23 protein-coding genes are annotated in these 25956 nt (G+C 56.9%); 19 read left to right on the top strand and 4 right to left on the bottom strand.

Translation table 11 applies throughout. From position 1 onward, the window contains the following. Positions 1 to 58: 58 nt before the first annotated feature. The 14 genes from rplJ to VOI23_RS16090 all read left to right on the top strand — a co-directional run bounded on the left by rplJ (position 59) and on the right by VOI23_RS16090 (position 18510). On the top strand, positions 59 to 577 hold the full coding sequence (rplJ, locus tag VOI23_RS16155) for a 50S ribosomal protein L10 (protein ID WP_323785988.1): 519 nt from the start codon (positions 59 to 61) through the stop codon (positions 575 to 577). 71 nt (positions 578 to 648) lie between these two features. After that, positions 649 to 1029 carry a 50S ribosomal protein L7/L12 gene (gene rplL, locus VOI23_RS16150; RefSeq protein WP_058262804.1) on the top strand — a complete coding sequence of 127 codons (381 nt, stop codon included), beginning with the start codon at positions 649 to 651 and terminating at the stop codon, positions 1027 to 1029. Between the two features lie 252 nt (positions 1030 to 1281). Next, complete coding sequence (gene rpoB / locus VOI23_RS16145) at positions 1282 to 5418, top strand: DNA-directed RNA polymerase subunit beta (RefSeq protein WP_323786074.1); 4137 nt, start codon at positions 1282 to 1284, stop codon at positions 5416 to 5418. Positions 5419 to 5471: 53 nt separating this feature from the next. Further along, positions 5472 to 9713: a DNA-directed RNA polymerase subunit beta' gene (gene rpoC, locus VOI23_RS16140; RefSeq protein ID WP_323785987.1), complete on the top strand. Its 4242-nt coding sequence runs from the start codon at positions 5472 to 5474 to the stop codon at positions 9711 to 9713. A gap of 152 nt (positions 9714 to 9865) precedes the next feature. After that, positions 9866 to 10753 (top strand): DMT family transporter, encoded by an 888-nt coding sequence (locus tag VOI23_RS16135; RefSeq protein WP_323785986.1) that lies wholly within the window; start codon positions 9866 to 9868, stop codon positions 10751 to 10753. Between the two features lie 7 nt (positions 10754 to 10760). Further along, complete coding sequence (locus VOI23_RS16130) at positions 10761 to 11606, top strand: glycosyltransferase (protein WP_323785984.1); 846 nt, start codon at positions 10761 to 10763, stop codon at positions 11604 to 11606. Positions 11607 to 11885: 279 nt separating this feature from the next. Further along, positions 11886 to 12257 (top strand): 30S ribosomal protein S12, encoded by a 372-nt coding sequence (gene rpsL, locus VOI23_RS16125; RefSeq protein ID WP_005621086.1) that lies wholly within the window; start codon positions 11886 to 11888, stop codon positions 12255 to 12257. A 12-nt stretch (positions 12258 to 12269) separates the two neighbouring features. Next, a complete protein-coding gene (gene rpsG / locus VOI23_RS16120) occupies positions 12270 to 12740 on the top strand; it encodes a 30S ribosomal protein S7 (RefSeq protein WP_323785981.1) in 471 nt (156 codons plus the stop codon). A 21-nt stretch (positions 12741 to 12761) separates the two neighbouring features. After that, positions 12762 to 14879 (top strand): elongation factor G, encoded by a 2118-nt coding sequence (gene fusA, locus VOI23_RS16115; protein ID WP_323785980.1) that lies wholly within the window; start codon positions 12762 to 12764, stop codon positions 14877 to 14879. Between the two features lie 54 nt (positions 14880 to 14933). Further along, on the top strand, positions 14934 to 16109 hold the full coding sequence (gene tuf / locus VOI23_RS16110; protein WP_323785979.1) for an elongation factor Tu: 1176 nt from the start codon (positions 14934 to 14936) through the stop codon (positions 16107 to 16109). Positions 16110 to 16545: 436 nt separating this feature from the next. Further along, positions 16546 to 16860 (top strand): 30S ribosomal protein S10, encoded by a 315-nt coding sequence (rpsJ, locus tag VOI23_RS16105; protein WP_058262002.1) that lies wholly within the window; start codon positions 16546 to 16548, stop codon positions 16858 to 16860. Positions 16861 to 16877: 17 nt separating this feature from the next. Further along, positions 16878 to 17603: a 50S ribosomal protein L3 gene (rplC, locus tag VOI23_RS16100; RefSeq protein ID WP_058262001.1), complete on the top strand. Its 726-nt coding sequence runs from the start codon at positions 16878 to 16880 to the stop codon at positions 17601 to 17603. Further along, entirely contained in the window at positions 17600 to 18217 is a 618-nt protein-coding gene (gene rplD / locus VOI23_RS16095; protein ID WP_323785978.1) for a 50S ribosomal protein L4, read from the top strand. Before rplC ends, rplD begins: the two co-directional genes overlap by 4 nt. After that, positions 18214 to 18510 (top strand): 50S ribosomal protein L23, encoded by a 297-nt coding sequence (locus VOI23_RS16090; RefSeq protein WP_058261999.1) that lies wholly within the window; start codon positions 18214 to 18216, stop codon positions 18508 to 18510. The genes rplD and VOI23_RS16090 overlap by 4 nt, the downstream gene beginning before the upstream one ends. A 138-nt stretch (positions 18511 to 18648) precedes the next feature. Here the strand turns inward: VOI23_RS16090 and VOI23_RS16085 are convergent, their stop codons facing one another. Continuing rightward, entirely contained in the window at positions 18649 to 18978 is a 330-nt protein-coding gene (locus VOI23_RS16085) for a hypothetical protein (protein WP_323785977.1), read from the bottom strand. A gap of 502 nt (positions 18979 to 19480) precedes the next feature. Between VOI23_RS16085 and rplB the strand changes: the two genes are divergently transcribed. The 5 genes from rplB to rplP are packed head-to-tail and all read left to right on the top strand — an operon-like array spanning position 19481 to position 22129. Next, positions 19481 to 20323 carry a 50S ribosomal protein L2 gene (gene rplB, locus VOI23_RS16080; protein ID WP_323785975.1) on the top strand — a complete coding sequence of 281 codons (843 nt, stop codon included), beginning with the start codon at positions 19481 to 19483 and terminating at the stop codon, positions 20321 to 20323. 3 nt (positions 20324 to 20326) lie between these two features. After that, positions 20327 to 20605 carry a 30S ribosomal protein S19 gene (rpsS, locus tag VOI23_RS16075; protein WP_163848892.1) on the top strand — a complete coding sequence of 93 codons (279 nt, stop codon included), beginning with the start codon at positions 20327 to 20329 and terminating at the stop codon, positions 20603 to 20605. A gap of 3 nt (positions 20606 to 20608) precedes the next feature. Beyond that, a complete protein-coding gene (rplV, locus tag VOI23_RS16070; RefSeq protein WP_323785974.1) occupies positions 20609 to 20989 on the top strand; it encodes a 50S ribosomal protein L22 in 381 nt (126 codons plus the stop codon). Then, positions 20989 to 21702 carry a 30S ribosomal protein S3 gene (gene rpsC, locus VOI23_RS16065; RefSeq protein ID WP_323785973.1) on the top strand — a complete coding sequence of 238 codons (714 nt, stop codon included), beginning with the start codon at positions 20989 to 20991 and terminating at the stop codon, positions 21700 to 21702. Before rplV ends, rpsC begins: the two co-directional genes overlap by 1 nt. 13 nt (positions 21703 to 21715) lie before the next feature. Then, complete coding sequence (gene rplP, locus VOI23_RS16060) at positions 21716 to 22129, top strand: 50S ribosomal protein L16 (RefSeq protein WP_323785972.1); 414 nt, start codon at positions 21716 to 21718, stop codon at positions 22127 to 22129. 83 nt (positions 22130 to 22212) lie between these two features. On the opposite strand, the gene VOI23_RS16055 is transcribed toward rplP, so the two are convergent. From VOI23_RS16055 to VOI23_RS16045, 3 genes are all read right to left on the bottom strand, one after another. Continuing rightward, positions 22213 to 22932 (bottom strand): hypothetical protein, encoded by a 720-nt coding sequence (locus tag VOI23_RS16055; protein WP_323785971.1) that lies wholly within the window; start codon positions 22930 to 22932, stop codon positions 22213 to 22215. A 102-nt stretch (positions 22933 to 23034) separates the two neighbouring features. Next, positions 23035 to 23658, bottom strand: coding sequence for a 2OG-Fe(II) oxygenase family protein (locus tag VOI23_RS16050; protein ID WP_323785970.1), 624 nt, complete (start codon positions 23656 to 23658; stop codon positions 23035 to 23037). 103 nt (positions 23659 to 23761) lie between these two features. Beyond that, positions 23762 to 25399, bottom strand: coding sequence for a methyl-accepting chemotaxis protein (locus tag VOI23_RS16045; protein ID WP_323785968.1), 1638 nt, complete (start codon positions 25397 to 25399; stop codon positions 23762 to 23764). Positions 25400 to 25956 lie beyond the last annotated feature (557 nt).

Genomic DNA, 25956 nt, shown 5'->3' with positions numbered 1-25956 from the left:
GCCGGGTTCGCCCGGCAGTGAAGAGCCGGGGGGCAACCCCCATAATTGGAGTGAAACTGTGGATAGAGCACAAAAAGAGAAGTTGGTCGACGAACTCGGCCAGATCTTTGAAAGCTCTGGCGTTGTGGTCGTAGCCCACTACGCAGGTCTCACGGTTGCTGAGATGCAGGACCTACGTGCTCGCGCCCGCGAAGCCGGTGGGTCCGTACGTGTCGCCAAGAACAAGCTCGCCAAAATCGCTCTGGAAGGAAAGCCCTGCGCAAGCATTGCTGATTACCTTTCGGGCATGACCGTTCTGACCTATTCCGAGGACCCCGTGGCAGCTGCCAAGGTGGCCGAGGACTTCGCCAAGGATAATTCGAAATTCGAAATCCTCGGCGGTGCAATGGGTGAGAACGCTCTGGATCGTGACGGCGTAACAGCCGTGTCGAAAATGCCCTCTCGTGACGAGCTTATTGCTTCGATCGTTGGCTGCATCGGCGCGCCTGCTTCGAATATTGCCGGCGCGATTGGCGCACCTGCTTCGAACATCGCGAGCATTCTTTCGACCATCGAAGAGAAGGCGGAAGCCGCGTAAGCAACCTTTTGATCTGCGTGGGGTAAAAACTCTCACGTTGGAACACATCTAAACGAACGGAAAACAGTAAAATGGCTGATCTGAAAGCACTTGCTGAGCAAATCGTAGGTCTGACCCTGCTGGAAGCTCAAGAACTGAAAACCATCCTGAAAGACGAATACGGCATCGAGCCCGCCGCTGGTGGCGCTGTGATGATGGCGGCAGCTGGTGGCGACGCCGGTGGCGCAGCCGCTGAAGAGCAGACCGAATTCGACGTCATCCTGAAGTCGGCCGGCGCTTCGAAGATCAACGTGATCAAAGAAGTCCGCGGCATCACCGGTCTGGGCCTGAAAGAAGCCAAAGAACTGGTCGAAGCAGGTGGCAAAGCCGTGAAAGAAGGCGTGTCGAAAGACGAAGCCGAAGAAATCAAAGGCAAGCTGGAAGCAGCTGGCGCCGAAGTCGAACTGAAGTAATCGGCTTTGGGGACGCAATTGTCCCGCTAAATTCAGGCTGGGTCCGGAATATCCGGGCCCAGCCGAACCTGTCTTAGCAAGGGCCTCTCTGATGCGAGAGGAGGGGCGTTTTCTAAGGTTTGGTTCTGTGATCGGGAGGTTTCTGGTGGGACAGAAACCATGAATGGATCGTAATCAACCTGTTTCAAATGGACGTGCTGCCGGGGCCCGACGGCAGGCGCGACCGATTGGAAACGAAAGGTGACGACTGTCATGGCTCAAAGCTTCCTTGGCCAGAAACGTTTGCGTAAATACTATGGCAAAATCCGCGAAGTGCTGGAGATGCCGAACCTGATCGAGGTTCAGAAATCCTCGTATGATCTATTCCTCCGTTCCGGCGATGCCGCTCAGCCCACCGAGGGCGAAGGCATCATGGGCGTGTTCCAGTCGGTTTTCCCGATCAAGGATTTCAACGAAACCAGTGTGCTGGAATTCGTGAAATACGAGCTGGAAAAGCCGAAATATGACGTCGAGGAATGCATGCAGCGCGACATGACTTACAGCGCGCCGCTGAAAGTCACCCTACGTCTGATCGTGTTCGATGTCGATGAAGACACCGGTGCCAAATCGGTCAAGGACATCAAGGAACAGGATGTTTTCATGGGCGATATGCCCCTGATGACGCCGAACGGTACCTTCGTCGTGAACGGCACCGAACGGGTGATCGTTTCCCAGATGCATCGGTCGCCCGGCGTGTTCTTTGATCATGATAAAGGCAAGACCCACAGCTCGGGCAAGTTGCTGTTCGCCTGCCGCATCATCCCATATCGCGGTTCGTGGCTGGATTTCGAATTCGATGCCAAAGATATCGTGTTCGCGCGTATCGACCGTCGTCGTAAGCTGCCTGTGACCACCCTGCTTTACGCTCTGGGTCTGGACCAGGAAGGCATCATGGATGCCTACTACAACACCGTCGAATTCAAGCTTGAAAAGGGCAAGGGCTGGGTCACCAAGTTCTTCCCCGAACGTGCCCGTGGCACCCGTCCCACCTATGATCTGGTCGATGCGGCCACCGGTGAAGTGATTTGCGAAGCCGGTAAGAAAGTCACGCCGCGCGCTGTCAAGAAGATCATCGACGAAGGCAAGATCACCGAATTGCTGGTGCCGTTCGAACATATCGTCGGCAAGTTCGTGTCCAAGGACATCATCAATGAAGAAACCGGCGCGATCTATGTCGAAGCTGGCGATGAGCTGACCCTGGAATATGGCAAGGACGGCGAAATCTCGGGCGGCAGCCTGCAGGACCTGATGGATGCCGGTATTACCGAGATCCCGGTTCTGGATATCGATAACATCACTGTGGGCGCCTATATGCGCAACACCATGGCGATGGACAAGAACATGGGCCGCGATACCGCGCTTATGGACATCTATCGTGTCATGCGTCCGGGTGAACCGCCGACCGTTGACGCGGCATCGGCACTGTTTGACACTCTTTTCTTCGATTCCGAACGTTATGATCTGTCGGCCGTGGGTCGGGTCAAGATGAATATGCGTCTGGCGCTGGATGCGGAAGACACCCAGCGGACCCTGCGCAAGGAAGACATCATTTCCTGCATCAAGGCGCTGGTCGATCTGCGTGACGGTCGTGGCGATATCGATGACATCGACCATCTCGGCAACCGCCGGGTGCGGTCTGTCGGCGAACTGATGGAGAACCAGTATCGCGTCGGTCTGCTGCGGATGGAACGCGCGATCAAAGAGCGGATGTCGTCGGTCGAGATCGACACGGTGATGCCGCAGGACCTGATCAATGCGAAACCTGCTGCAGCGGCTGTGCGTGAATTCTTCGGTTCGTCGCAGCTGTCGCAGTTCATGGACCAGACCAACCCGTTGTCGGAAGTCACCCACAAACGCCGCCTTTCGGCGCTTGGGCCGGGCGGTCTGACCCGCGAACGGGCTGGCTTCGAAGTCCGCGACGTGCATCCGACCCACTATGGCCGGATGTGCCCGATTGAAACGCCGGAAGGTCCGAACATTGGCCTGATCAACTCGCTGGCGACTTTCGCCCGGGTGAACAAGTACGGCTTCATCGAAACCCCGTACCGTGTTGTGACTGACGCCAAGGTGACCGACGAAGTCCATTACATGTCCGCGACCGAGGAAATGCGCCACACCGTGGCGCAGGCCAACGCGACGCTGGATGAGGATGGCAAGTTCATCAACGATCTGGTGTCGACCCGTCAATCGGGCGATTACACTCTGGCCCCGCGTGAAAACGTTGACCTGATCGACGTCAGCCCGAAACAGCTGGTGTCGGTGGCCGCCTCGTTGATTCCGTTCCTTGAAAATGACGACGCAAACCGCGCCCTGATGGGGTCGAACATGCAACGTCAGGCGGTGCCGCTGCTGCGCGCCGAGGCGCCGCTGGTCGGCACCGGGATCGAAGAAATCGTGGCCCGGGATTCCGGCGCTGCGATCATGGCGAAACGCGGCGGTATCATCGACCAGATCGATGCACAGCGTATCGTGATCCGCGCGACCGAGGATCTGGAACTGGGCGATGCCGGTGTAGACATCTACCGGATGCGCAAATTCCAGCGTTCGAACCAGAACACCTGTATCAACCAGCGTCCGCTGGTGAAGGTGGGCGATACCGTTCTCAAGGGCGAAGTGATTGCCGACGGCCCGTCCACTGATATGGGCGAACTGGCACTGGGTAAGAACGTGATGGTCGCGTTCATGCCGTGGAACGGCTATAACTACGAAGACTCGATCCTGATCTCTGAACGGATCGCACGCGATGACGTGTTCACCTCGATCCATATCGAGGAATTCGAAGTCGCCGCCCGTGACACCAAGCTTGGGCCGGAAGAAATCACCCGCGACATTCCCAATGTCGGTGAAGAAGCGCTGCGCAACCTCGACGAGGCGGGCATCGTTTACATCGGCGCGGATGTGGAACCGGGTGATATTCTGGTCGGCAAGATCACGCCAAAGGGCGAAAGCCCGATGACCCCGGAAGAAAAGCTGCTGCGCGCCATCTTCGGCGAAAAGGCATCTGACGTGCGCGACACCTCGCTGCGCGTTAAGCCGGGCGATTTTGGCACCGTGGTCGAAGTGCGTGTCTTCAACCGTCACGGCGTCGAGAAAGACGAACGTGCGCTTCAGATCGAACGTGAAGAGGTCGAACGTCTGGCCCGTGACCGTGACGACGAGATGGCGATCCTGGATCGCAACATCTATGCCCGTTTGAAAGACATGATCATCGGCAAGGTCGCAGTGAAAGGCCCCAAAGGCGTCAAGGCCAGCTCGGTCGTGACAGAAGAAGTGCTGGAAACTCTGACCCGTGGTCAGTGGTGGCAGCTGGCGTTGGAAGAAGAAGCCGACGCTCAGGTGGTCGAGGCGCTGCACGAACAGTACGAAGTGCAGAAGCGCGCACTGGATGCCCGTTTCGAGGACAAGGTCGAAAAAGTCCGTCGTGGCGATGACCTGCCGCCGGGCGTGATGAAGATGGTCAAAGTCTTTATCGCGGTGAAGCGCAAGCTGCAGCCGGGCGATAAAATGGCCGGTCGTCACGGCAACAAGGGTGTTATTTCCCGGGTTGTCCCGATGGAAGACATGCCGTTCCTCGAAGACGGTACGCCGGTTGATTTCTGTCTGAACCCACTGGGTGTGCCGTCGCGTATGAACGTCGGTCAGATTCTTGAAACCCATATGGGCTGGGCCGCACGCGGTCTGGGTCTGAAGGTTGACGATGCGTTGCAGGCTTATCGCCGCACGGGCGACTTGACCCCGGTACGCGAAGCCATGCGTGATGCATATGGGGAAGACGTCTATCAAGAAGGTCTGGTCGACATGGACGAAGATCGTCTGGTCGAAGCTGCGGGCAATGTGACCCGCGGTGTGCCGATCGCAACGCCGGTCTTCGACGGTGCGAAAGAGGCCGATGTGAACGACGCGCTCATTCGCGCCGGGTTCGATCAGTCGGGGCAGTCGATCTTGTTTGACGGCCGTACTGGTGAACAGTTCGCCCGCAAGGTTACAGTGGGTATGAAATACCTGCTGAAGCTGCACCACTTGGTGGACGACAAGATTCACGCCCGTTCGACCGGTCCGTACAGCCTCGTTACTCAGCAGCCGCTGGGTGGTAAGGCGCAGTTCGGTGGTCAGCGTTTCGGGGAAATGGAAGTCTGGGCTCTGGAAGCTTACGGCGCCGCTTACACCCTGCAGGAAATGCTGACGGTGAAATCGGATGACGTGGCAGGCCGGACCAAGGTCTATGAATCGATCGTCAAGGGTGAGGACAATTATGAAGCGGGCGTACCGGAATCGTTTAACGTTCTGGTTAAAGAAGTCCGTGGCCTCGGCCTGAACATGGAACTCCTGGATGCGGAGGAAAAGGAGTGAGGGCGTCGCGCCCTCTTCCCGTCCCCCCTTTCCGCAAAATTTGAGGTATCAAAATGAACCAGGAAATCACGAACAACCCGTTCAACCCGCTGACCCCGCCCAAGGTCTTCGACGAAATCCGCGTTTCTCTGGCATCGCCTGAGCGTATTTTGTCATGGTCCTACGGTGAGATTAAAAAGCCGGAAACCATCAACTACCGGACCTTCAAGCCTGAGCGCGACGGTCTGTTCTGCGCCCGTATCTTTGGCCCGATCAAGGATTACGAATGCCTGTGCGGCAAATATAAGCGGATGAAATATCGCGGCGTCGTCTGCGAAAAATGCGGTGTTGAAGTCACGCTGCAGAAAGTCCGCCGCGAACGGATGGGCCATATCGAACTGGCGTCGCCGGTTGCGCATATCTGGTTCCTGAAATCGCTGCCCAGCCGCATCGGCCTGATGCTGGACATGACGCTGCGTGATCTGGAACGGGTCCTGTATTTCGAAAACTACGTTGTCATCGAGCCGGGTCTGACCGACCTGCAATACGGCCAGATGATGACCGAAGAAGAATACATGGACGCCCAGGATGCCTATGGCATGGACGCTTTCACCGCCAATATCGGTGCCGAAGCGATCCGCGAAATGCTGTCCGCGATCGATCTGGAGGCCGAAGCCGAACAGCTGCGCGCCGACCTGAAAGAAGCGACTGGCGAACTGAAGCCGAAGAAGATCATCAAACGTCTGAAAGTGGTCGAAAGTTTTCTGGAATCGGGCAACCGTCCGGAATGGATGATCCTGACCGTGGTTCCGGTCATACCGCCCGAATTGCGCCCGCTGGTGCCGCTGGATGGCGGCCGCTTTGCGACGTCGGATCTCAACGATCTGTATCGTCGGGTCATCAACCGGAACAACCGTCTGAAGCGCCTGATCGAACTGCGTGCGCCCGATATCATCGTGCGCAACGAAAAGCGGATGCTGCAGGAATCGGTCGATGCGCTGTTTGACAACGGCCGTCGTGGCCGCGTGATCACCGGCGCCAACAAGCGACCGCTGAAATCGCTGTCGGACATGCTGAAGGGCAAGCAGGGCCGCTTCCGCCAGAACCTTTTGGGTAAGCGGGTCGACTTCTCGGGTCGTTCGGTCATCGTGACCGGTCCGGAACTAAAGCTGCATCAATGCGGCCTGCCGAAAAAGATGGCGCTGGAACTGTTCAAACCGTTCATCTATTCGCGGCTGGAGGCCCGTGGCCTGTCCAGCACCGTGAAGCAGGCCAAAAAGCTGGTGGAAAAGGAACGTCCCGAGGTTTGGGATATCCTGGACGAGGTGATCCGCGAACATCCGGTGATGCTGAACCGGGCACCGACGCTGCACCGTCTGGGCATTCAGGCATTTGAACCCACGCTGATCGAAGGGAAAGCCATTCAGCTTCACCCGTTGGTCTGTTCGGCGTTCAACGCTGACTTTGACGGCGACCAGATGGCGGTTCACGTGCCGCTGAGCCTTGAGGCGCAGCTGGAAGCGCGTGTGCTGATGATGTCGACGAACAACGTTCTGTCGCCCGCCAACGGCGCACCGATCATTGTTCCGTCGCAGGATATGATCCTTGGCATTTATTACACCACCATCATGCGCGAAGGCATGAAGGGCGAAGGCATGGTGTTCTCGTCGATTGAAGAGGTGCAATACGCTCTGGATACCGGTTCGGTGCATTTGCATTCCCGGATCACTGCTCGGGTGCCGCAGATCGACGAAAACGGTTTGGAAGTGGTCAAGCGTTATGAAACCACGCCGGGCCGGGTCCGTCTGGGCGCGTTGTTGCCGCAAAACGCCAAGGCGCCGTTCGATCTGATCAACCGTCTGCTGCGCAAGAAAGAAGTGCAGCAGGTCATCGACACCGTCTACCGCTATTGCGGGCAGAAGGAATCGGTCATTTTCTGTGACCAGATCATGTCGATGGGGTTCCGCGAAGCGTTCAAGGCCGGGATTTCCTTCGGCAAGGACGACATGGTCATCCCTGACAACAAATGGGAACTTGTCGACGAAACCCGCGATCAGGTGAAAGATTTCGAACAGCAGTACATGGACGGCCTGATCACTCAGGGTGAAAAGTACAACAAGGTTGTCGATGCCTGGTCGAAATGTAACGACAAGGTCACCGATGCGATGATGGGCACGATTTCGGCCGTGAAAACGGACGGAAACGGTGCCGAGATGGAACCGAACAGCGTTTACATGATGGCCCACTCCGGTGCACGGGGTTCGGTCACGCAGATGAAACAGCTGGGCGGGATGCGTGGCCTGATGGCCAAGCCGAACGGGGACATCATCGAAACGCCGATCATTTCGAACTTTAAAGAAGGTCTGACCGTGCTTGAGTACTTCAACTCAACCCACGGTGCGCGGAAAGGTCTGTCCGATACCGCTCTGAAGACGGCGAACTCGGGTTATCTGACCCGCCGTCTGGTCGATGTGGCGCAGGATTGCATCGTGCGTGAAAACGATTGCGGCACTGATAAATCGATCTTCGTCGAAGCGGCGGTGAACGATGGTGAAGTGGTCGCATCGCTGGCCGAACGGATCCTTGGCCGGGTGACATCGGAAGACGTGATGGCACCGGGATCTGAAGAGATCGTTGTGCCCAAAGGGACCATGATCGATGAACGCACTGCCGACGCGATTGAAGCCGCTGGTGTATTGTCGATGCAGATCCGCAGCCCGCTGACCTGTGAGGCCGATGACGGCGTTTGCGCGATGTGCTATGGTCGTGACCTGGCGCGCGGTACCAAGGTGAATACCGGCGAAGCCGTCGGCATCATCGCGGCGCAGTCGATCGGTGAACCGGGCACTCAGCTGACGATGCGGACGTTCCACATCGGTGGCGTTGCTCAGGGTGGCCAGCAGTCGTTCCTGGAAGCCAGCCAGGAAGGCAAGATCGAGTTTGAAAACGCGCAGCTGATCACCAACTCCAATGGCGAGGTTCTGACCATCGGTCGAAATCTGAAGCTTCGGATCATGGGTGAAAACGGCGAAGAACGCGCCAGCCACAAGCTCGATTACGGGACCAAGCTGTTCGTTGCCGAAGGCCAGCAGGTCAATCGCGGTGATAAGCTGTTCGAATGGGACCCCTATACCCTGCCGATCATTGCCGAAAAGAGCGGTATGGCGAAATTCGTTGACCTGGTCAGCGGTATTGCCGTTCGCGATGAAACCGATGATGCGACCGGCATGACCCAGAAGATCGTGATCGACTGGCGTGCCGCGCCCAAGGGTAACGAACTGAAACCGGAAATCATTCTGGTTGATGGCGACGGTGAGCCTGTTCGCAATGCAGCCGGCAACCCGATCACTTATCCGATGTCGGTTGACGCCATCTTGTCGATTGAGGAAGGTCAGGACGTTAAGGCGGGTGACGTCGTCGCGCGGATCCCACGTGAAGGTGCCAAGACCAAGGATATCACCGGTGGTCTGCCACGGGTTGCGGAATTGTTCGAAGCGCGCCGTCCGAAAGATCACGCGATCATCGCTGAAATCGATGGTTACGTGCGTTTTGGCCGCGACTACAAGAACAAGCGCCGCATCTCGATCGAACCGGCGGACGAAAGCCGCGAACCGGTCGAATACATGGTGCCCAAGGGCAAGCACATCCCGGTGCAGGAAGGCGACTTCGTGCAGAAGGGTGATTACATCATGGACGGCAACCCCGCGCCGCATGACATCCTTGCCATTATGGGTGTCGGCGCGTTGGCCGATTACATGATCAACGAGGTGCAGGAGGTCTATCGTCTGCAGGGCGTGAAGATCAACGATAAGCACATCGAAGTGATCGTGCGCCAGATGCTGAAGAAGTGGGAGATCGACGATAGCGGCGATACCACGCTTCTGAAGGGCGAACATGTCGAGAAGGCCGAACTGGAGGAGGCCAACGAAAAGGCGCTCGCTCGTGGCGGTCGTCCGGCTACCGGCGGTCCGATCCTGCTGGGGATCACCAAGGCATCGTTGCAGACCCGGTCCTTCATGTCGGCAGCATCGTTCCAGGAAACCACTCGCGTGCTGACCGAAGCTTCGGTTCAGGGCAAGCGCGACCGTCTGATCGGCCTGAAGGAAAACATCCTTGTTGGCCGTCTGATCCCTGCCGGGACCGGTGGTGCGACCGCACGGGTGCGCAAGATCGCGCGTTCACGTGACAACGTCGTGCTGGAAGCCCGCCGCGAAGAGGCCGAAGCGGCTGCAGCGCTGGCGGCTCCGATCGACGACGTGGTTGGTGGCGACGATTTCGACAATCTGGTTCAAACACCGGAAAGCCGCGACGAATAAGCGGCTGAGACTGAAGATAAAAAGGCCCCCGCATTGCGGGGGCCTTTTTATATGTGGGGCAGGGCTGCCTGGCCGGTCGGACGGTGCTTTTCTCTGGACGGCGCTACGAAAAATATGCAGCAGTTGCGGGTCTGTATTTCTGAGATCTGAAAATGCCTCTTTCCGACAATATGCGTGGTGCGTTGTTGATGATGGCCTCAATGGCGGCCTTCACCATAAACGACACTTTCATGAAGGCGCTGGCAGGCGAGGTGCCGCTGTTTCAACTGCTGTTCCTGCGCGGGATACTGACTTCGGTGTTTACAGGCTTCTGGGCGTGGCGGCTGGGCGCATTGCATCTTCGCTTGCCACGTCGGGATTTGGGACTGATAGCGCTGCGCATCGTGGCAGAAATCGGGGCGGCCTATTTCTTCCTGACCGCGCTGTTCAATATGCCTATCGCCAATGTCACCGCGATCCTGCAATCGCTACCGCTGACGGTGTCGCTGCTGGCGGCTCTGCTCTTTCGTGAAAGCTTGGGGTGGCGTCGGATGTCTGCGATCCTGGTCGGGTTGCTGGGGGTTTTGCTGATCGTTCGACCGGGGGCCGATGGATTCACGCTGTATTCCGTCTACGCGCTGATCGCGGTCGCGTTTGTTACGATGCGTGATCTGGTCACGCGCAGGCTATCGCGCAACACCCCGTCGATGCTGGTGACATGGACGACTTCAATGTCTGTAATGGTGTTTTTCGGTCTTGCTGGCCTCGGTCAGGATTGGGTCGAAATGGATATGCGGACATGGGGTTTCGTCCTTGCATCCTCAATTTCGATCATCGCGGGCTATTTGTGTTCGGTGCTGGTGATGCGGGTTGGCGAAATCAGTTTTATCGCGCCGTTCCGATATACCGGACTGATCTGGGCCTTAGCGCTGGGGTGGTTCGTTTTTGGGGAATGGCCGGCCCCAATGACACTGATCGGCGCAGCAATTGTTGTCTGTAGCGGTGTTTTCATGCTTTATCGGGAAGGCCAGATCGCCAAGCGGGCGAAACGTAACGGATGAATTGAATTTGACAGTCGAAGTCCAAATCCTTGGCTTGTGCCGGTGGTCCTATCCTTCCGCCCCGGGGGCATTTCAGAAAGAAGAAAAAGGCGGGTTCGAAACACTGCGGCAGGCGCTGTACGATCCTTTGCGGTTGGAGTTGCGGCTGTTCTATCTGGAACACGTGGTGTTGCCATCGCTCAGGGCGCAGACTGATCCGGATTTCAAGATCATCCTGTTGATGGGGGACACCCTGCCGGAACCGGCAAGGTCGAAGGTGCTGGAGTTGATTTCAGACATTCCACAGATCAAACCGGTTTTCGCCCGCGAAGGTCAGCACCATCAGGAGATTTGCCGCGACGTGATGGTGGCCGAACGCGATATGGACATGCGGGCGGTCGCCGAATTCAGACTGGATGACGACGATGCTGTCGCGGTTGATTTCGTCGAACGGACCCGTGATTTTTTCCCCAAGGTGAAGGGCATTTTCCGCAACGGTGGAAAATTGGCGCTGGATTTCAACAAAGGGTTCATCCTGCAGACTGATTTGTCGGGGGTCAAACTGATCCCTGTGACGACGCGCTATTGGACGCCCGGTCTTGTGTTGTATCTGCGGCCACAGGCAGCAGAAAGCTTGCTGCATTTCAATCATGCACAAATGTGGAAACGCATCCCGATGCTGTCCTTCCCGCGGGTGCCAATGTTCCTGCGCGGGGCGCATGGCGAAAACGACAGTTCAGTCAGCTATAACCCGCATAATTCCGAAGAAGTCTGGTTCGACAAGGACAAGTTGCCCGAAACCATGATGGAGCGTTTCAACATTCCTTTGGACCGGTTGAAAACGGCTTGGGACACGGTCCTTGACCGAGAATGACGCGGACGCCCCCGCGCTTGTTGACAAGCCTTCCGACTCCCCCTATACGCCCACCATCCGGCAAAGAGGGACGCCCCTGACGCCGATATCAAAATTGCAGTGGCCAAGTCCCAAGCTACTTTGAAGCTTCGGTCCTCTGGGAACTCACCGCGTCGTTCGCCTCGGAATGGGAACGATAGCGGTTTTTGCGTTATGCGGATGCGCGTGATGCAACAAAATGAACCGCCCCTGGCTTCGGCCGTGGGCTCACATGTGTAAGGAAACGGGGAAAGCGACCCAATGCCAACGATCCAACAGCTGATCCGCAAGCCGCGGCAGCCCAAAGTCAAACGTTCGAAATCCATGCACCTGGAACAGTGCCCGCAAAAGCGTGGCGTATGTACCCGGGTTTACACCACTACACCGAAGAAGCCGAACTCGGCTATGCGTAAAGTTGCAAAGGTTCGCCTGACCAACGGTTTCGAAGTCATTTCGTACATCCCCGGTGAAAGCCACAACCTTCAGGAACACTCGGTTGTCCTGATCCGTGGCGGTCGTGTGAAAGACCTTCCGGGTGTCCGTTACCACATTCTGCGTGGTGTTCTGGATACCCAGGGCGTCAAAGACCGTAAGCAACGTCGTTCGAAATACGGCGCCAAGCGTCCGAAGTAAGGAGATCACGATATGTCTCGTCGTCACGCTGCTGAGAAGCGCGAAGTACTGCCCGACGCCAAGTATGGCGATCGTGTGCTGACCAAATTCATGAACAACCTGATGATCGACGGTAAAAAATCGGTCGCGGAAAAGATCGTCTACAATGCGCTGGAACGCATTGAGACCAAGATCAAGCGCGCCCCCGTCGAAGTCTTCCACGAAGCCCTGGACAACATTAAACCGGCCGTCGAAGTTCGCTCGCGCCGTGTTGGTGGTGCGACCTACCAGGTGCCCGTTGAAGTGCGCCCCGAGCGCCGCGAAGCTCTGGCCATCCGCTGGCTGATTAACGCCTCGCGCGCCCGCAATGAAAACACGATGGAAGAACGCCTCGCCGGCGAACTGCTGGACGCAGTTCAATCGCGCGGTTCCGCCGTGAAAAAGCGCGAAGACACCCACAAAATGGCCGACGCGAACAAAGCGTTCAGCCATTATCGCTGGTAATTCCACGAAGGTACGAAACCAATGGCACGCGAATATCCGCTCGAACTGTACCGTAACTTCGGTATCATGGCGCACATCGACGCAGGCAAGACCACCTGCTCGGAACGTATCCTGTATTACACCGGCAAATCCCACAACATTGGTGAGGTGCACGATGGTGCGGCCACCATGGACTGGATGGAGCAGGAACAGGAACGCGGCATCACCATCACCTCGGCTGCGACAACCACTTTCTGGGAACGCACCGAAGATGGCGTGACCGCAGACACTCCGAAGCACCGGATGAACATCATCGACACCCCCGGCCACGTTGACTTCACCATCGAAGTCGAACGTTCGCTGGCGGTTCTCGACGGTGCGGTGGCTGTTCTCGACGCCAATGCTGGTGTTGAACCGCAGACCGAAACCGTGTGGCGTCAGGCTGATCGCTACAAGGTTCCGCGTATCGTCTTCGTCAACAAAATGGACAAGATCGGCGCAGACTTCTTTAACTGCGTCGAAATGATCGAAGACCGCACCGGCGCGCGCGCCGTTCCCGTCGGTATTCCGATCGGCGCCGAAACCGAACTGGAAGGCCTGATCGACCTCGTTACCATGGAAGAGTGGCTGTGGCAGGGTGAAGATCTTGGCGCATCGTGGGTCAAAGCACCGATCCGTGCCGAACTGAAGGACATGGCCGAGGAATGGCGCGGCAAGATGGTCGAAGCTGCCGTCGAAGAAGACGACGACGCGATGGAAGCCTATCTTGAAGGCGAAGAACCTGATGTCACTACCCTGCGCAAATTGCTGCGCAAAGGCACCTTGGCACTGCACTTCGTGCCGGTCCTGGGCGGTTCCGCGTTCAAGAACAAAGGTGTTCAGCCGCTGCTGAACGCAGTGGTCGACTATCTGCCCAGCCCGTTGGACGTTGTCGATTACATGGGCTTTTCACCCGATGACGAAACCGAAGAGCGTAATATCCCCCGCCGCGCGGACGATACCATGCCCTTCGCAGGTCTGGCGTTCAAAATCATGAACGACCCCTTCGTCGGTTCGCTGACCTTTACCCGGATTTATTCCGGTGTGTTGAGCAAGGGTGACTCGATCCTGAATGCGACCAAAGGCAAAAAAGAACGCGTTGGCCGTATGATGATGATGCACTCGATCAACCGCGAGGAAATCGAGGAAGCCTTCGCTGGCGACATCATCGCGCTGGCAGGTCTGAAGGACACCACCACTGGTGATACCTTGTGTGATATCAAGGAACCGGTGGTTCTGGAAACGATGACCTTCCCCGATCCGGTGATCGAAATCGCTGTTGAGCCCAAGACCAAGGGCGACCAGGAAAAGATGTCTCAGGGTCTGGCCCGTCTGGCTGCAGAAGACCCGTCCTTCCGTGTGGAAACTGACCTCGAATCGGGTCAGACCATCATGAAGGGCATGGGCGAACTTCACCTGGACATTCTGGTTGACCGTCTGAAGCGTGAATTCAAGGTCGAAGCCAATATCGGTGCGCCGCAGGTGGCTTACCGTGAAACCATCAGCCACGAAGCTGAAGTCGATTACACCCACAAGAAACAGTCGGGTGGTTCGGGCCAGTTCGCGCGGATCAAGATGGTCATCACGCCAACCGAAGCGGGCGAAGGCTACTCCTTCGAATCCAAAATCGTTGGGGGCTCGGTGCCGAAGGAATACATTCCGGGCGTCGAAAAAGGCATCCAGTCTGTCATGGATAGCGGCCCACTGGCTGGTTTCCCGGTGATCGACTTCAAGGTTGCCCTGATCGACGGTGCCTACCACGACGTCGACTCGTCGGTTCTGGCCTTTGAAATCGCGGCACGTGCCGGGATGCGCGAAGGTCTGAAAAAGGCTGGTGCGAAACTGCTCGAACCGGTCATGAAAGTCGAAGTGATCACGCCGGAAGAATATACCGGCGGTATCATCGGCGATCTGACGTCCCGTCGGGGTCAGGTGTCTGGTCAGGAAAACCGCGGCAACGCAATCGCAATCGACGCGAATGTGCCGCTGGCCAACATGTTCGGCTACATCAACACTCTTCGTTCGATGTCGTCGGGCCGTGCCCAGTTCACTATGCAATTCTCGCATTATGATCCCGTGCCGCAGAATATCAGCGACGAAATTCAGGCGAAATACGCCTAAGCGAATTCGGGGGACCGGCTGCACGGTCCCCCTTTCAAGACAAAGGAGGCCATCATGGCAAAGGAAAAGTTTGAGCGTAATAAACCGCACGTCAACATCGGCACGATCGGCCACGTTGACCACGGTAAAACCACGCTGACCGCAGCAATCACCAAATATTTCGGTGACTTCAAAGCGTACGATCAGATTGACGGCGCCCCGGAAGAAAAAGCCCGTGGCATCACCATCTCGACCGCGCATGTGGAATACGAAACCGACAAGCGTCACTACGCTCACGTCGACTGCCCCGGCCACGCTGACTATGTGAAGAACATGATCACCGGTGCGGCGCAGATGGACGGCGGCATCCTGGTTGTGAACGCGGCTGACGGCCCGATGCCGCAGACCCGTGAACACATCCTGCTGGGCCGTCAGGTCGGCATTCCGGCGCTGGTGGTGTTCCTCAACAAAGTTGACCAGGTCGACGACGAGGAACTGCTGGAGCTGGTGGAAATGGAAGTCCGCGAGCTGCTGAGCGAATATGATTACCCGGGTGACGATATCCCGATCGTCGCAGGTTCGGCGCTGGCCGCGCTGGAAGGCCGCGATCCGGAAATCGGCGAAAACAAGATCCGCGAACTGATGGCGGCCGTGGATGACTATATCCCCGAGCCCGAACGTGCCATCGACCAGCCGTTCCTGATGCCGATCGAAGACGTGTTTTCGATCTCGGGTCGCGGTACCGTTGTGACCGGCCGTATCGAACGTGGCGTGATCAATGTCGGCGACACCATCGAAATCGTTGGTATCAAGGACACTCAGACCACCACCTGTACCGGTGTTGAAATGTTCCGCAAGCTGCTGGATCGCGGTGAAGCCGGCGACAATATCGGCGCGCTGCTGCGCGGTATCGACCGTGAAGCGGTCGAGCGTGGTCAGGTTCTGTGCAAGCCGGGTTCGGTGAACCCGCACACCAAGTTCGAAGCCGAGGTCTACATCCTGACCAAGGACGAAGGCGGCCGTCACACCCCGTTCTTCGCGAACTACCGTCCGCAGTTCTATTTCCGGACCACCGACGTGACCGGCACGGTTGAACTGCCCGAAGGCACCGAGATGGTGATGCCGGGCGACAACCTGAAATTCACCGCCGAGCTGATCGCCCCGATCGCGATGGAAGAAGGCCTGCGCTTCGCCATCCGTGAAGGCGGCCGCACCGTCGGGTCGGGCGTTGTTTCGAAAATCATCGCCTAAGCTTCCCGCTTGGCAGAGATAGAAAGGGCCGCCCATTGGGCGGCCCTTTTTCGTTACCTGGGCTGGCAGTGTAGCTACCCTATAGCAGAATTTGATGCTGCCGCCGGGCAGCATTGATGAGACGGAGCCAATTGAAGCAGCCGAACCTGTCGAAATTGAAGATACAAGCAACCTTTGCTGCCTCATCTGTATTTGCGACGATGGCCTTTTTTTGGTCTACATAGTAAAGATGGACATAGGTTAGAGCCTAATTCATCCAGTTGCGGCGACGGCACAACATTGTCTCTTGTCACACCCTTTTTCCCCCTGTATGGAGCGCGAGTTCTCTACGTGAACGTCAAGGCGGGATGATTCCCGCCTTTTGGGTTCGATGAGGGGAGGCGATGAGCGCCTGTCCTCCTCTCAACTCCAACGCCTGAAGAAAAAGGCTGATATAATGCAAAGCCAAAATATTCGTATTCGGCTGAAGGCATTCGATTACCGGGTACTGGACGCCAGCACCCAGGAAATCGTCAACACGGCGAAGCGCACCGGCGCTCAGGTCCGTGGCCCGATCCCCCTGCCGAACAAGATTGAGAAGTTCACCGTTCTGCGTGGCCCTCACATCGACAAGAAATCCCGTGACCAGTTCGAGATCCGTACGCATAAGCGTATGCTCGACATCGTTGATCCGACCCCCCAGACCGTGGACGCGCTGATGAAGCTCGACCTGGCCGCTGGTGTGGATGTCGAGATCAAGCTGCAGTCCTAAGATCGGAGGGTATATAGATGCGCTCTGGTGTTATCGCTAAGAAGGTGGGCATGACCCGCCTGTTCATGGAAGACGGCAAACAGATTCCTGTGACCGTTCTTCAACTGGAAAACCTGCAGGTCGTTTCGCAGCGGACTGCGGATCAGCACGGCTATACTGCCGTTCAGCTGGGTGCCGGTTCGGCCAAAGCCAAGCGGACCAGCCAAGCCATGCGCGGCGTGTTCGCGGCGGCCAAGGTTGAGCCCAAGCGGAAGCTGGCTGAATTTCGCGTCAGCGAAGACAACCTGATCGAAGTCGGTGCCGAAATCTCGGCCGAGCATTATGTTGCCGGTCAGAAGGTGGACGTCGCAGGCACGTCGATTGGTAAAGGCTTTGCCGGTGCTATGAAACGCCACAACTTCGGCGGTTTGCGCGCTACGCACGGTGTGTCGATCAGCCACCGTTCGCACGGTTCGACCGGTCAGTGTCAGGACCCGGGCAAGGTGTTCAAAGGCAAAAAGATGGCCGGTCACATGGGGGCTGCCCGTGTTACCACCCAGAACCTCGAAGTCGTGAAAACCGATGCCGACCGTGGCCTGATCATGGTCAAAGGTGCGGTTCCCGGTTCCAAGGGCGGCTGGGTCACCATCAAAGACGCCGTGAAGAAGAAACTGCCCGAGAACGTTCCGTTCCCGGCGGCTCTGAAATCGGCTGCGACCGAGGCTCCGGCCGTGGAAGCTCCTGCCGAAGGGGGTGAAGAATGAAACTTGATGTGATCAATCTGGACGGCGGCACCGCCGGTTCGGTGGACCTGTCCGACGACCTGTTCGGCCTAGAACCCCGCGCCGACATCCTGCACCGTGTGGTCCGCTGGCAGCGTAACAACGCGCAGGCCGGTACCCACAAGGTCAAGACCCGCTCGGAAACCAGCTATTCGACCAAGAAGATCTATCGCCAGAAGGGCACCGGCGGCGCACGTCACGGTGACCGGAATGCTCCGATCTTCCGCAAAGGCGGTATCTACAAAGGTCCGACCCCGCGTAGCCACGGTCACGAGCTGACCAAGAAGTTCCGCAAGCTGGGCCTGAAGCACGCACTGTCCGCCAAGGCGAAAGCCGGCGAACTGGTCGTGATCGAAAACGCGGATGCCGAAGGTAAAACCTCGGCTCTGGCCAAGCAGGTGAAAAACCTGGGCTGGAAGCGCGCACTGATCATCGACGGCGCCACCGTGAACGAAGGTTTCGCCCAAGCAGCCCGCAACATCGAAGGTCTGGATATCCTGCCGTCGATGGGCGCAAACGTCTATGACATCCTCAAGCGTGACACTCTGGTGCTCACCAAAGCGGCTGTCGAAGCTCTGGAGGCACGTCTGAAATGACCACCAAAGCAGAACTCTATGACGTGATCCGCAAGCCGGTCATCACCGAGAAAGCCACCATGGCTTCTGAAAACGGTGCTGTGGTGTTTGAGGTCGCGATCGGATCCAACAAACCCCAGATCAAGGAGGCCGTCGAATCTCTGTTCGGGGTCAAGGTGAAGGCGGTCAACACCACCATCACCAAGGGCAAAGCCAAGCGTTTCCGGGGCACCCTGGGCAAGCGCAAGGACGTCAAGAAGGCCTATGTGACCCTCGAAGAGGGCAACACGATCGACGTGTCGACCGGCCTCTGATCGGATTGCCTGATCGAAGACATGAAAGCCCCCGCCGAAAGGCGGGGGCTTTTTGTATAAGAAACAGTATGTTACTGGCAAAGTTGCACGGATTTCATATAGCTAGCCTGTGCGCTCGAAAGTTTCTCCACAAAATTTTTAGTTAGACTTCAGCGCTTCTGCAGGAATATTCCCTCGGCAGCCTGCTTTTTCGCCGTCGATGACCATGATATCATGCGTGGCAAATCCCATATCTGTGATGATGACGCCTGTGCCGCTTGGAACAATGCAGGAAAGCAGTCTCATTACCAAAGCAGGGTTGGATTTGTGAACATTTGCCGAAATTAGGTCAAGCGCTTCATCATGAGATGCTTTGTTTTTCCACACGAACACCGTATCGCTACCTCCCAGCCCGTATACTTTGAAATCGGCGGCGTGCGCGCTTGATGCGGCAAGAACGAAAGCGACTGTTGCGAATTTCTTGAACATAGATAGCGATCCTATTAGTTTGACGCGTATACAGCTTAAGTTCGAGAACAACTCCCAATAAGTCAATCTTAGATAGTTTTATGCAGTGGAATGTCTCGCGCGAATAGCGGCCCTTGGGCCGCCGCGCATCGTCATGCTGGAAGCATGCCTTCGGCATGACGCGCCCCCACGCCGCAGCGATTTGGTTGGGCAGCGCATCGCGTTGGTCTTCTTCGGGCAAGGTCGAGATAAATCAATAGGATCGAAAGTTGGGATCGCCACCGCGCGCGTCGTCGATGCGCGGCTCTTGTGTGCGCAACAAATACAGGGCGAAAACGCCTTATTCCTATAGACACCTTCCTGCGACCCGGCTATACGACGCCAATCGCGTGGCCCCGGATTCGTTCCGGGGCCCGTGATTTTTAGCCGGGGACCTTCGGGGCCCTATCAAGTTGGTCACCTTTCGGGGGGGCTATAACCCGGGTGGGCAGGGGCCCATCTTACAATTCGGAAGACAGAAAGCATGGCACTCAAGTCGTATAAGCCGACGACGCCAGGCCAGCGTGGGCTGGTACTGATCGACCGTTCGGAGCTGTGGAAAGGTCGTCCGGTCAAATCCCTCACTGAGGGTCTGACCAAGAACGGCGGCCGTAACAACACCGGACGGATCACGATGCGCCGCAAAGGCGGCGGGGCAAAGCGCCTTTATCGTATCGTCGATTTCAAACGTAATAAATTCGATGTCGCCGCCACGGTTGAGCGGATCGAATATGACCCCAACCGGACCGCGTTCATCGCGTTGATCAAATACGAAGACGGCGAGCAGGCCTATATCCTGGCCCCGCAACGTCTGGCGATTGGCGACAGCGTGATCGCGTCGGCCAAGGCAGACATCAAGCCCGGCAACGCAATGCCGTTCTCGGGCATGCCGATCGGTACCATCGTTCACAACATCGAACTGAAGCCCGGCAAAGGCGGCCAGATCGCCCGCGCGGCAGGCACCTATGCCCAGTTCGTCGGTCGTGACGGTGGCTATGCCCAGATCCGCCTGAGCTCGGGCGAACTGCGCCTCGTGCGTCAGGAATGCCTGGCAACCGTGGGTGCCGTGTCGAACCCCGACAACAGCAACCAGAACTACGGTAAAGCCGGCCGTATGCGCCACAAGGGCATCCGCCCGAGCGTCCGCGGTGTCGTTATGAACCCGATCGACCACCCCCATGGTGGTGGTGAAGGCCGTACCTCAGGTGGCCGTCACCCGGTTACCCCCTGGGGTAAGCCGACCAAGGGCAAACGCACCCGTAATACCAACAAGGCGTCGCAGAAGCTTATCGTTCGCTCGCGTCACGCTAAGAAGAAAGGGCGCTAATATATGTCTCGCTCTGTTTGGAAAGGCCCCTTTGTGGATGCTTATGTGCTTAAGAAAGCCGAAGCATCGCGTGAATCGGGGCGCAAAGAAGTCATCAAAATCTGGTCGCGTCGTTCGACGATCCTGCCCCAATTCGTGGGTCTGACGTTTGGCGTTTACAACGGCCATAAGCATATCCCGGTCAACGTGTCCGAAGATATGATTGGCCAGAAGTTCGGTGAATATTCGCCGACCCGTACCTATTACGGGCATGCGGCCGACAAGAAAGCGAAGAGGAAGTAAGCCATGGGCAAGGCAAAGAACCCCCGCCGCGTGGCCGAAAACGAAGCAATGGCGAAAGCCCGGATGCTTCGCACCAGCCCGCAAAAACTGAACCTGGTTGCCGGAATGATCCGCGGCAAGAAAGTCGACAAGGCTCTGAACGATCTGACCTTCTCGAAGAAGCGGATCGCGCAGGACGTCAAGAAGTGCCTGCAGTCGGCCATCGCCAACGCCGAGAACAACCATAACCTGGACGTCGATGAACTGATCGTCGCCGAGGCCTATGTCGGTAAGAACCTGACCATGAAGCGCGGTCGCCCGCGGGCCCGTGGTCGTTTCGGCAAGATCATCAAGCCGTTCTCGGAACTGACCATCAAGGTGCGTCAAGTTGAGGAGCAAGTCTAATGGGTAACAAGACCAATCCGATCGGCATGCGTCTTCAGGTCAACCGCACCTGGGACAGCCGCTGGTACGCCGATACCAAGGACTACGGCGATCTTCTGATCGAAGACCTGAAACTCCGTGAGTTCATCAAGGATGAATGCAAGCAGGCCGGCGTGGCCCGCGTGATCATCGAACGTCCGCACAAGAAGTGCCGTGTGACCATTCACACCGCGCGTCCGGGCGTGATCATCGGTAAAAAAGGCGCCGATATCGAAGTTCTGCGCAAGAAGCTGGCGAACATGACCGACAGCGAACTGCACCTGAACATCGTCGAAGTCCGCAAGCCGGAACTGGACGCTCAGCTGGTGGCGGAATCGATCGCCCAGCAGCTGGAACGCCGGGTTTCGTTCCGCCGCGCGATGAAGCGTTCGGTTCAGAACGCTATGCGTATGGGCGCCCTGGGCATTCGTGTGAATGTTGCCGGTCGTCTGGGTGGTGCAGAAATCGCACGGACCGAATGGTATCGTGAAGGCCGCGTGCCTTTGCACACCCTGCGGGCCGATATCGACTACGCACATGCAGAAGCCGCGACGCCTTATGGCATCATCGGCATTAAAACCTGGATCTTCAAAGGCGAGATCATGGAACACGACCCGCAGGCTCGTGACCGTCGCGCCGCTGAACTTCAGGATGGCCCGTCCCCTCGTGGTGCTGCACCGCGCGGCCGTCGTTAAGGAGTCCTGAGATATGCTTCAACCAAAGCGTACTAAATTCCGCAAGATGCACAAAGGCCGGATTCACGGTCTGGCAAAAGGCGGCAGCGACCTGAACTTCGGCATGTACGGCCTGAAGGCCATTGAGCCGGAGCGGATCACTGCCCGTCAGATCGAAGCCGCACGTCGTGCCATGACCCGTCACATGAAGCGTCAGGGCCGTGTCTGGATCCGCATCTTCCCCGACCTGCCGGTCACCGCGAAACCGATCGAGGTTCGTATGGGTAAAGGTAAAGGGTCTGTGGATCGCTGGACTGCCAAGGTCAAGCCCGGCCGCGTGATGTTCGAAATCGACGGCGTCGACGAAGATGTTGCGCGTGAAGCGCTGCGTCTGGCCGCGATGAAGCTGCCGATCAAGACCCGCGTCGTCGTTCGCGAAGACTGGTAAGGTGGCGGTGGGGTGAAACCCCACTCTACGGAAAAATCGAAACCCCCGCGCGAGTGATCGCGCGGGGGTTTTGTTGTGATCGCCTATTGATCGAAATGTGTACGAAAGTTCAGGCCAATCGTTTCAATGAGCAAATAGGTGAGAGTAGCCATGTGCCATTTCGGCAATTGATTTTCAAGAACTGCCTGCAGCTCAGGATTTCCTCTTAGGTAAGCTATGCAAGACTGTTCGTCGGGAAAGGGGTTATCGCCAATCTTTTCCGATAACTCAGGCCCCTCTATCCGCATTCTTTCTAAAAAATTTCTCATAGCGAGCTCTAGAGCCATATTTTTAACAGCCACATGGCTTCCGAAGCTGTTGAGGGAATTATCAAATCGATCTTGATGGTCTGTCAGCTTGAATGAAACAGATGAATGAGCCGCTTTGTTCCTAATGCTTCTCAGTTCATCAATCGCTTTGAACGACTGATCGCTAATTACCCCGAGAACAAACAGAGCTTTGCTTTTCATTGAAAGGCTGCCAAATGCGCCGCCATAGCCTGTTGTGTCTTTGAAAACCTTGCCGCTGACGTTACTATTTTTATACTTAGAAATCATTTCAAAAAGAAATTCGTCTACTATGTGGCACGCCAAAAGCACGGAACCACGTTCGCTTTCTCCTAAAATGACGTTATAAATTTCTTCCAACCTATTTGGATATTGCATCCAGTCGCCCAAGGTCTTTCCTCCAGTTTCATCGGAAATGACAGAATACGATCCAATCGTATCTTTATCTTGCGGAGAGGAAAATGTGGATTGAGCCACCGTAAATTGTTTGTCACAGACCTAAACAAGCATTAGCAAACCTCAAGTTGAGATTCTACCCCGACCTACACCAATACTCAACCGCCCGTTCCAATCAGCGCCTCACTCGCCCCATTTGTAATTGAAGCTCACCGACACCCGGTCTTCCTCGGCCATGTTCATCGGCACTTCGTGGCGCAGCCAGCTTTCCCACAGCAGCACGTCGCCGACTTCGGGCTTCATGTAGATGAAGGTCTGCAGATCGCGGCGCGCGTCCTTGCGGCGGGCGGGGGCGGCCATCATCCGGGCGGACCGCGGGTCTTCCAGCTTCAGCGCGCTGGTGCCCTTGGGCATCGACACGTAGGTGGTGCCGGAAATCACCGAATGCGGGTGCAGGTGCGATGAATGCGTGCCGCCTTCGGGCAGGATGTTGATCCACAGGTCTTCCAGCATCAGTTCCTTGTCGCCCAGATCGAATTCAAGGTCCTTGGCAAAATTCGCCACGTGCTGGTCCAGAGACTTGATCACGTCGGCAAAAATCGGAAAGCGCCAACCAAGATCGGTCAGCGACGCATAGGAGGTGTAGCCGGGATAACCGTTCTCTTCGCACCATTCCTGACCAGCCTCGTCATCTTCGGCGATCGAGTAGCAGGAGGCTTCCAGCTCATCAGTATCGACGGCGGGGCCGAATTCACTGAGCTTGGCGCGGTAGAGGCGGGTGACGAAAAGCGATTCAATCTGTGACATGCAGGTGTCTTAGCGCAGCCCGCTGCAAAGGGCGAGAGGCTGTTGCGCCGCAGGTCAGATCCCTGCCGAATATCGGCAGGGATCGTATGGAAGGCCCGACCGGTCAGGCAACTTTGTTTTTCGGGGCTGACGTGAAATCAACCTTGTCGTCACCGTCCGACAGGTCCAGATCGAATTCGATGATGTCAGCGTTTACCGCAGCGGGGGCGGCGGTCGCCTCTTGCTCATTGTCTTCTGTGCCTGTTTCTTCGCTGTTTGAAACGAGCCGGAATTGTTCCATGGTTGTACGCAACGCCTGAGACTGGGCGGCCAGCTCTTCTGCGGTGGCGGAAAGTTCCTCGGACGACGAATGGTTGGTCTGGGTGATCCCGTCAAGCTGGGTGATCGACGTGTTGATCTGGGTCATGCCGATGGAAATCTCGCTATTGGATTTCGAGATATCGCTGACCAGCTGAGCGGTTCGTTCGATATTGGGAACCAGCCGGTCCAGCATTTGAACCGCCTTTTCGGCAACGCTGACCGTTTCATTGGTCAGCGACCCGATCTCGCTTGCAGCGGCCTGGCTGCGTTCAGCCAGCTTGCGGACCTCGGCGGCCACCACGCTGAAGCCGCGACCGTGATCGCCAGCGCGCGCCGCTTCCACAGCGGCATTCAACGCCAGCAGATCGGTTTGGCGGGCGATTTCCTGAATGATCTGAATTCGGTCGACGATAGTGGTGGTGTAGTCCATCGCTTCCTTGACTGCCGCGCCGCTTTCGCGGGCGTCGCTGGCCGAACTCGCCGCCATGCGTTCGGTTTCCTGGGTGGCGTCGGCGTTCTGCATCACATTGGCGGTCATTTGCTCGACTGCACTTGACGCGGTTTCGGTGGTTGTGGCCTGATCGGTGGCGGCTTCGCGCAATTGCTCCGAGGTCCGGGCCATTTGCACGGCCCCTGCGGAAACGTTGCCGGCACCAGCGGCGACCGATGATACGATTTCACGCAGCCCGCCAACCATCCGGTTTAGATTGTTCAGAAGGTCGTTGAATTCGCCTTTTTCCTTGTGCTCGACCATCTGGCTCAGATCGCCATTGGCCACATCGCGGCTCAGCGACACGGCCATACGGAAACCGCGGCTCAGCCTCCGATGGGTGCCGACGGCGCTCAGCAAATTGATGAACAAAGCAGACCCGACCAGAACCGCTACAATCATCCATGCCTGGGTGTAGATGCGTTCGGATTCGATCAGTGCGCGTTGCATTTTGGCGGTTTGGGCAGACGAGATTTTATCGGTAGCGATCGTCAAATCGTCCTGTACGGCATCTGCTTCTTGTAGCAGGGCCGATATTGACAGATCACTACCACCGTAGGACACGACCTCCATCACCTTTTCGAATGCTGTGCCGATCTGGTCATTCATCGTGGTGTAGGTTTCCAAAAATTCGACCATTTCCGCGTCGGCATCGTTGGCGGCGTCATTGGTGAGAAGATCCTGCTGGTAGCGCAGCATATCCAGCTCGTCGCTGATCGCTTTGCGGCTGTTGAAATCCTTGATCAACAGATAGTCGCGGATGGTAACTTGGGCCTCTTGTTGCAGCTTTGCCATTGCATCGATGCTGCGCAGTGTGCTGACATTGGTGTCGACGATCTGCTGGCCGCGCTGTTTCACTTCGCGCAACTGATAGAGTGCCATGGCGCCAACGGCGACGAACATCAGTGACAATATGAAGAAGGTAAAGGCGAGGCGGGTCTTTATCGTCATATACTTGGTCTTTCTTACAGCGTGGGGGGACTACCGGTTTCCAGCCCAACCAATGTCGTCAGATGAGTTTCGCACTGAAAACAAACTTTGAATGAAACGACTTCAGCAGGTAATAGAAGTTCCTGAATTTGTTGGGCACATGGCTGTGAACGGCCTGCAGTGAGTTTTTGTTAGGCCCCTGACAGGACTGGATTTCGATAATCTGGCTCTTAGCCCTGGGCGGGGAGCGAAGGGCAAAAAGGTGGCGGTTTGCCGACCTCTGACTGTCGTGATCCGGATTTTTGTCGGTCCAATTTCCGGAACAACTATGCAGTTCCATTGCAACAATCGCTCACTGGGACCGGGCAGGGAGGCTCCTGAAAAATCAGGGGGCGGAGTTCAGGGGGCGGAGTTCTGTGCCAAAATAGGGAAAGCTCCGGAACTTTCGCTTGCCACTCCTAAGCACACCCACTATAGAGCGACATCTCGCGGATTCCGGGTGACTGGGATTCGCGAATTTGTTTTGAAACCACCAGGAACAAGGTGACCTTTGGGGCCTTCTGGTGCAGTAGAAAAGG

Origin of the sequence: Thalassovita sp., from assembly GCF_034670005.1 — a bacterium.
Classification (GTDB): domain Bacteria; phylum Pseudomonadota; class Alphaproteobacteria; order Rhodobacterales; family Rhodobacteraceae; genus Thalassobius.
Note: the sequence above shows the minus strand (reverse complement) of the source record. Positions and strands in the feature narration are given on the sequence as shown.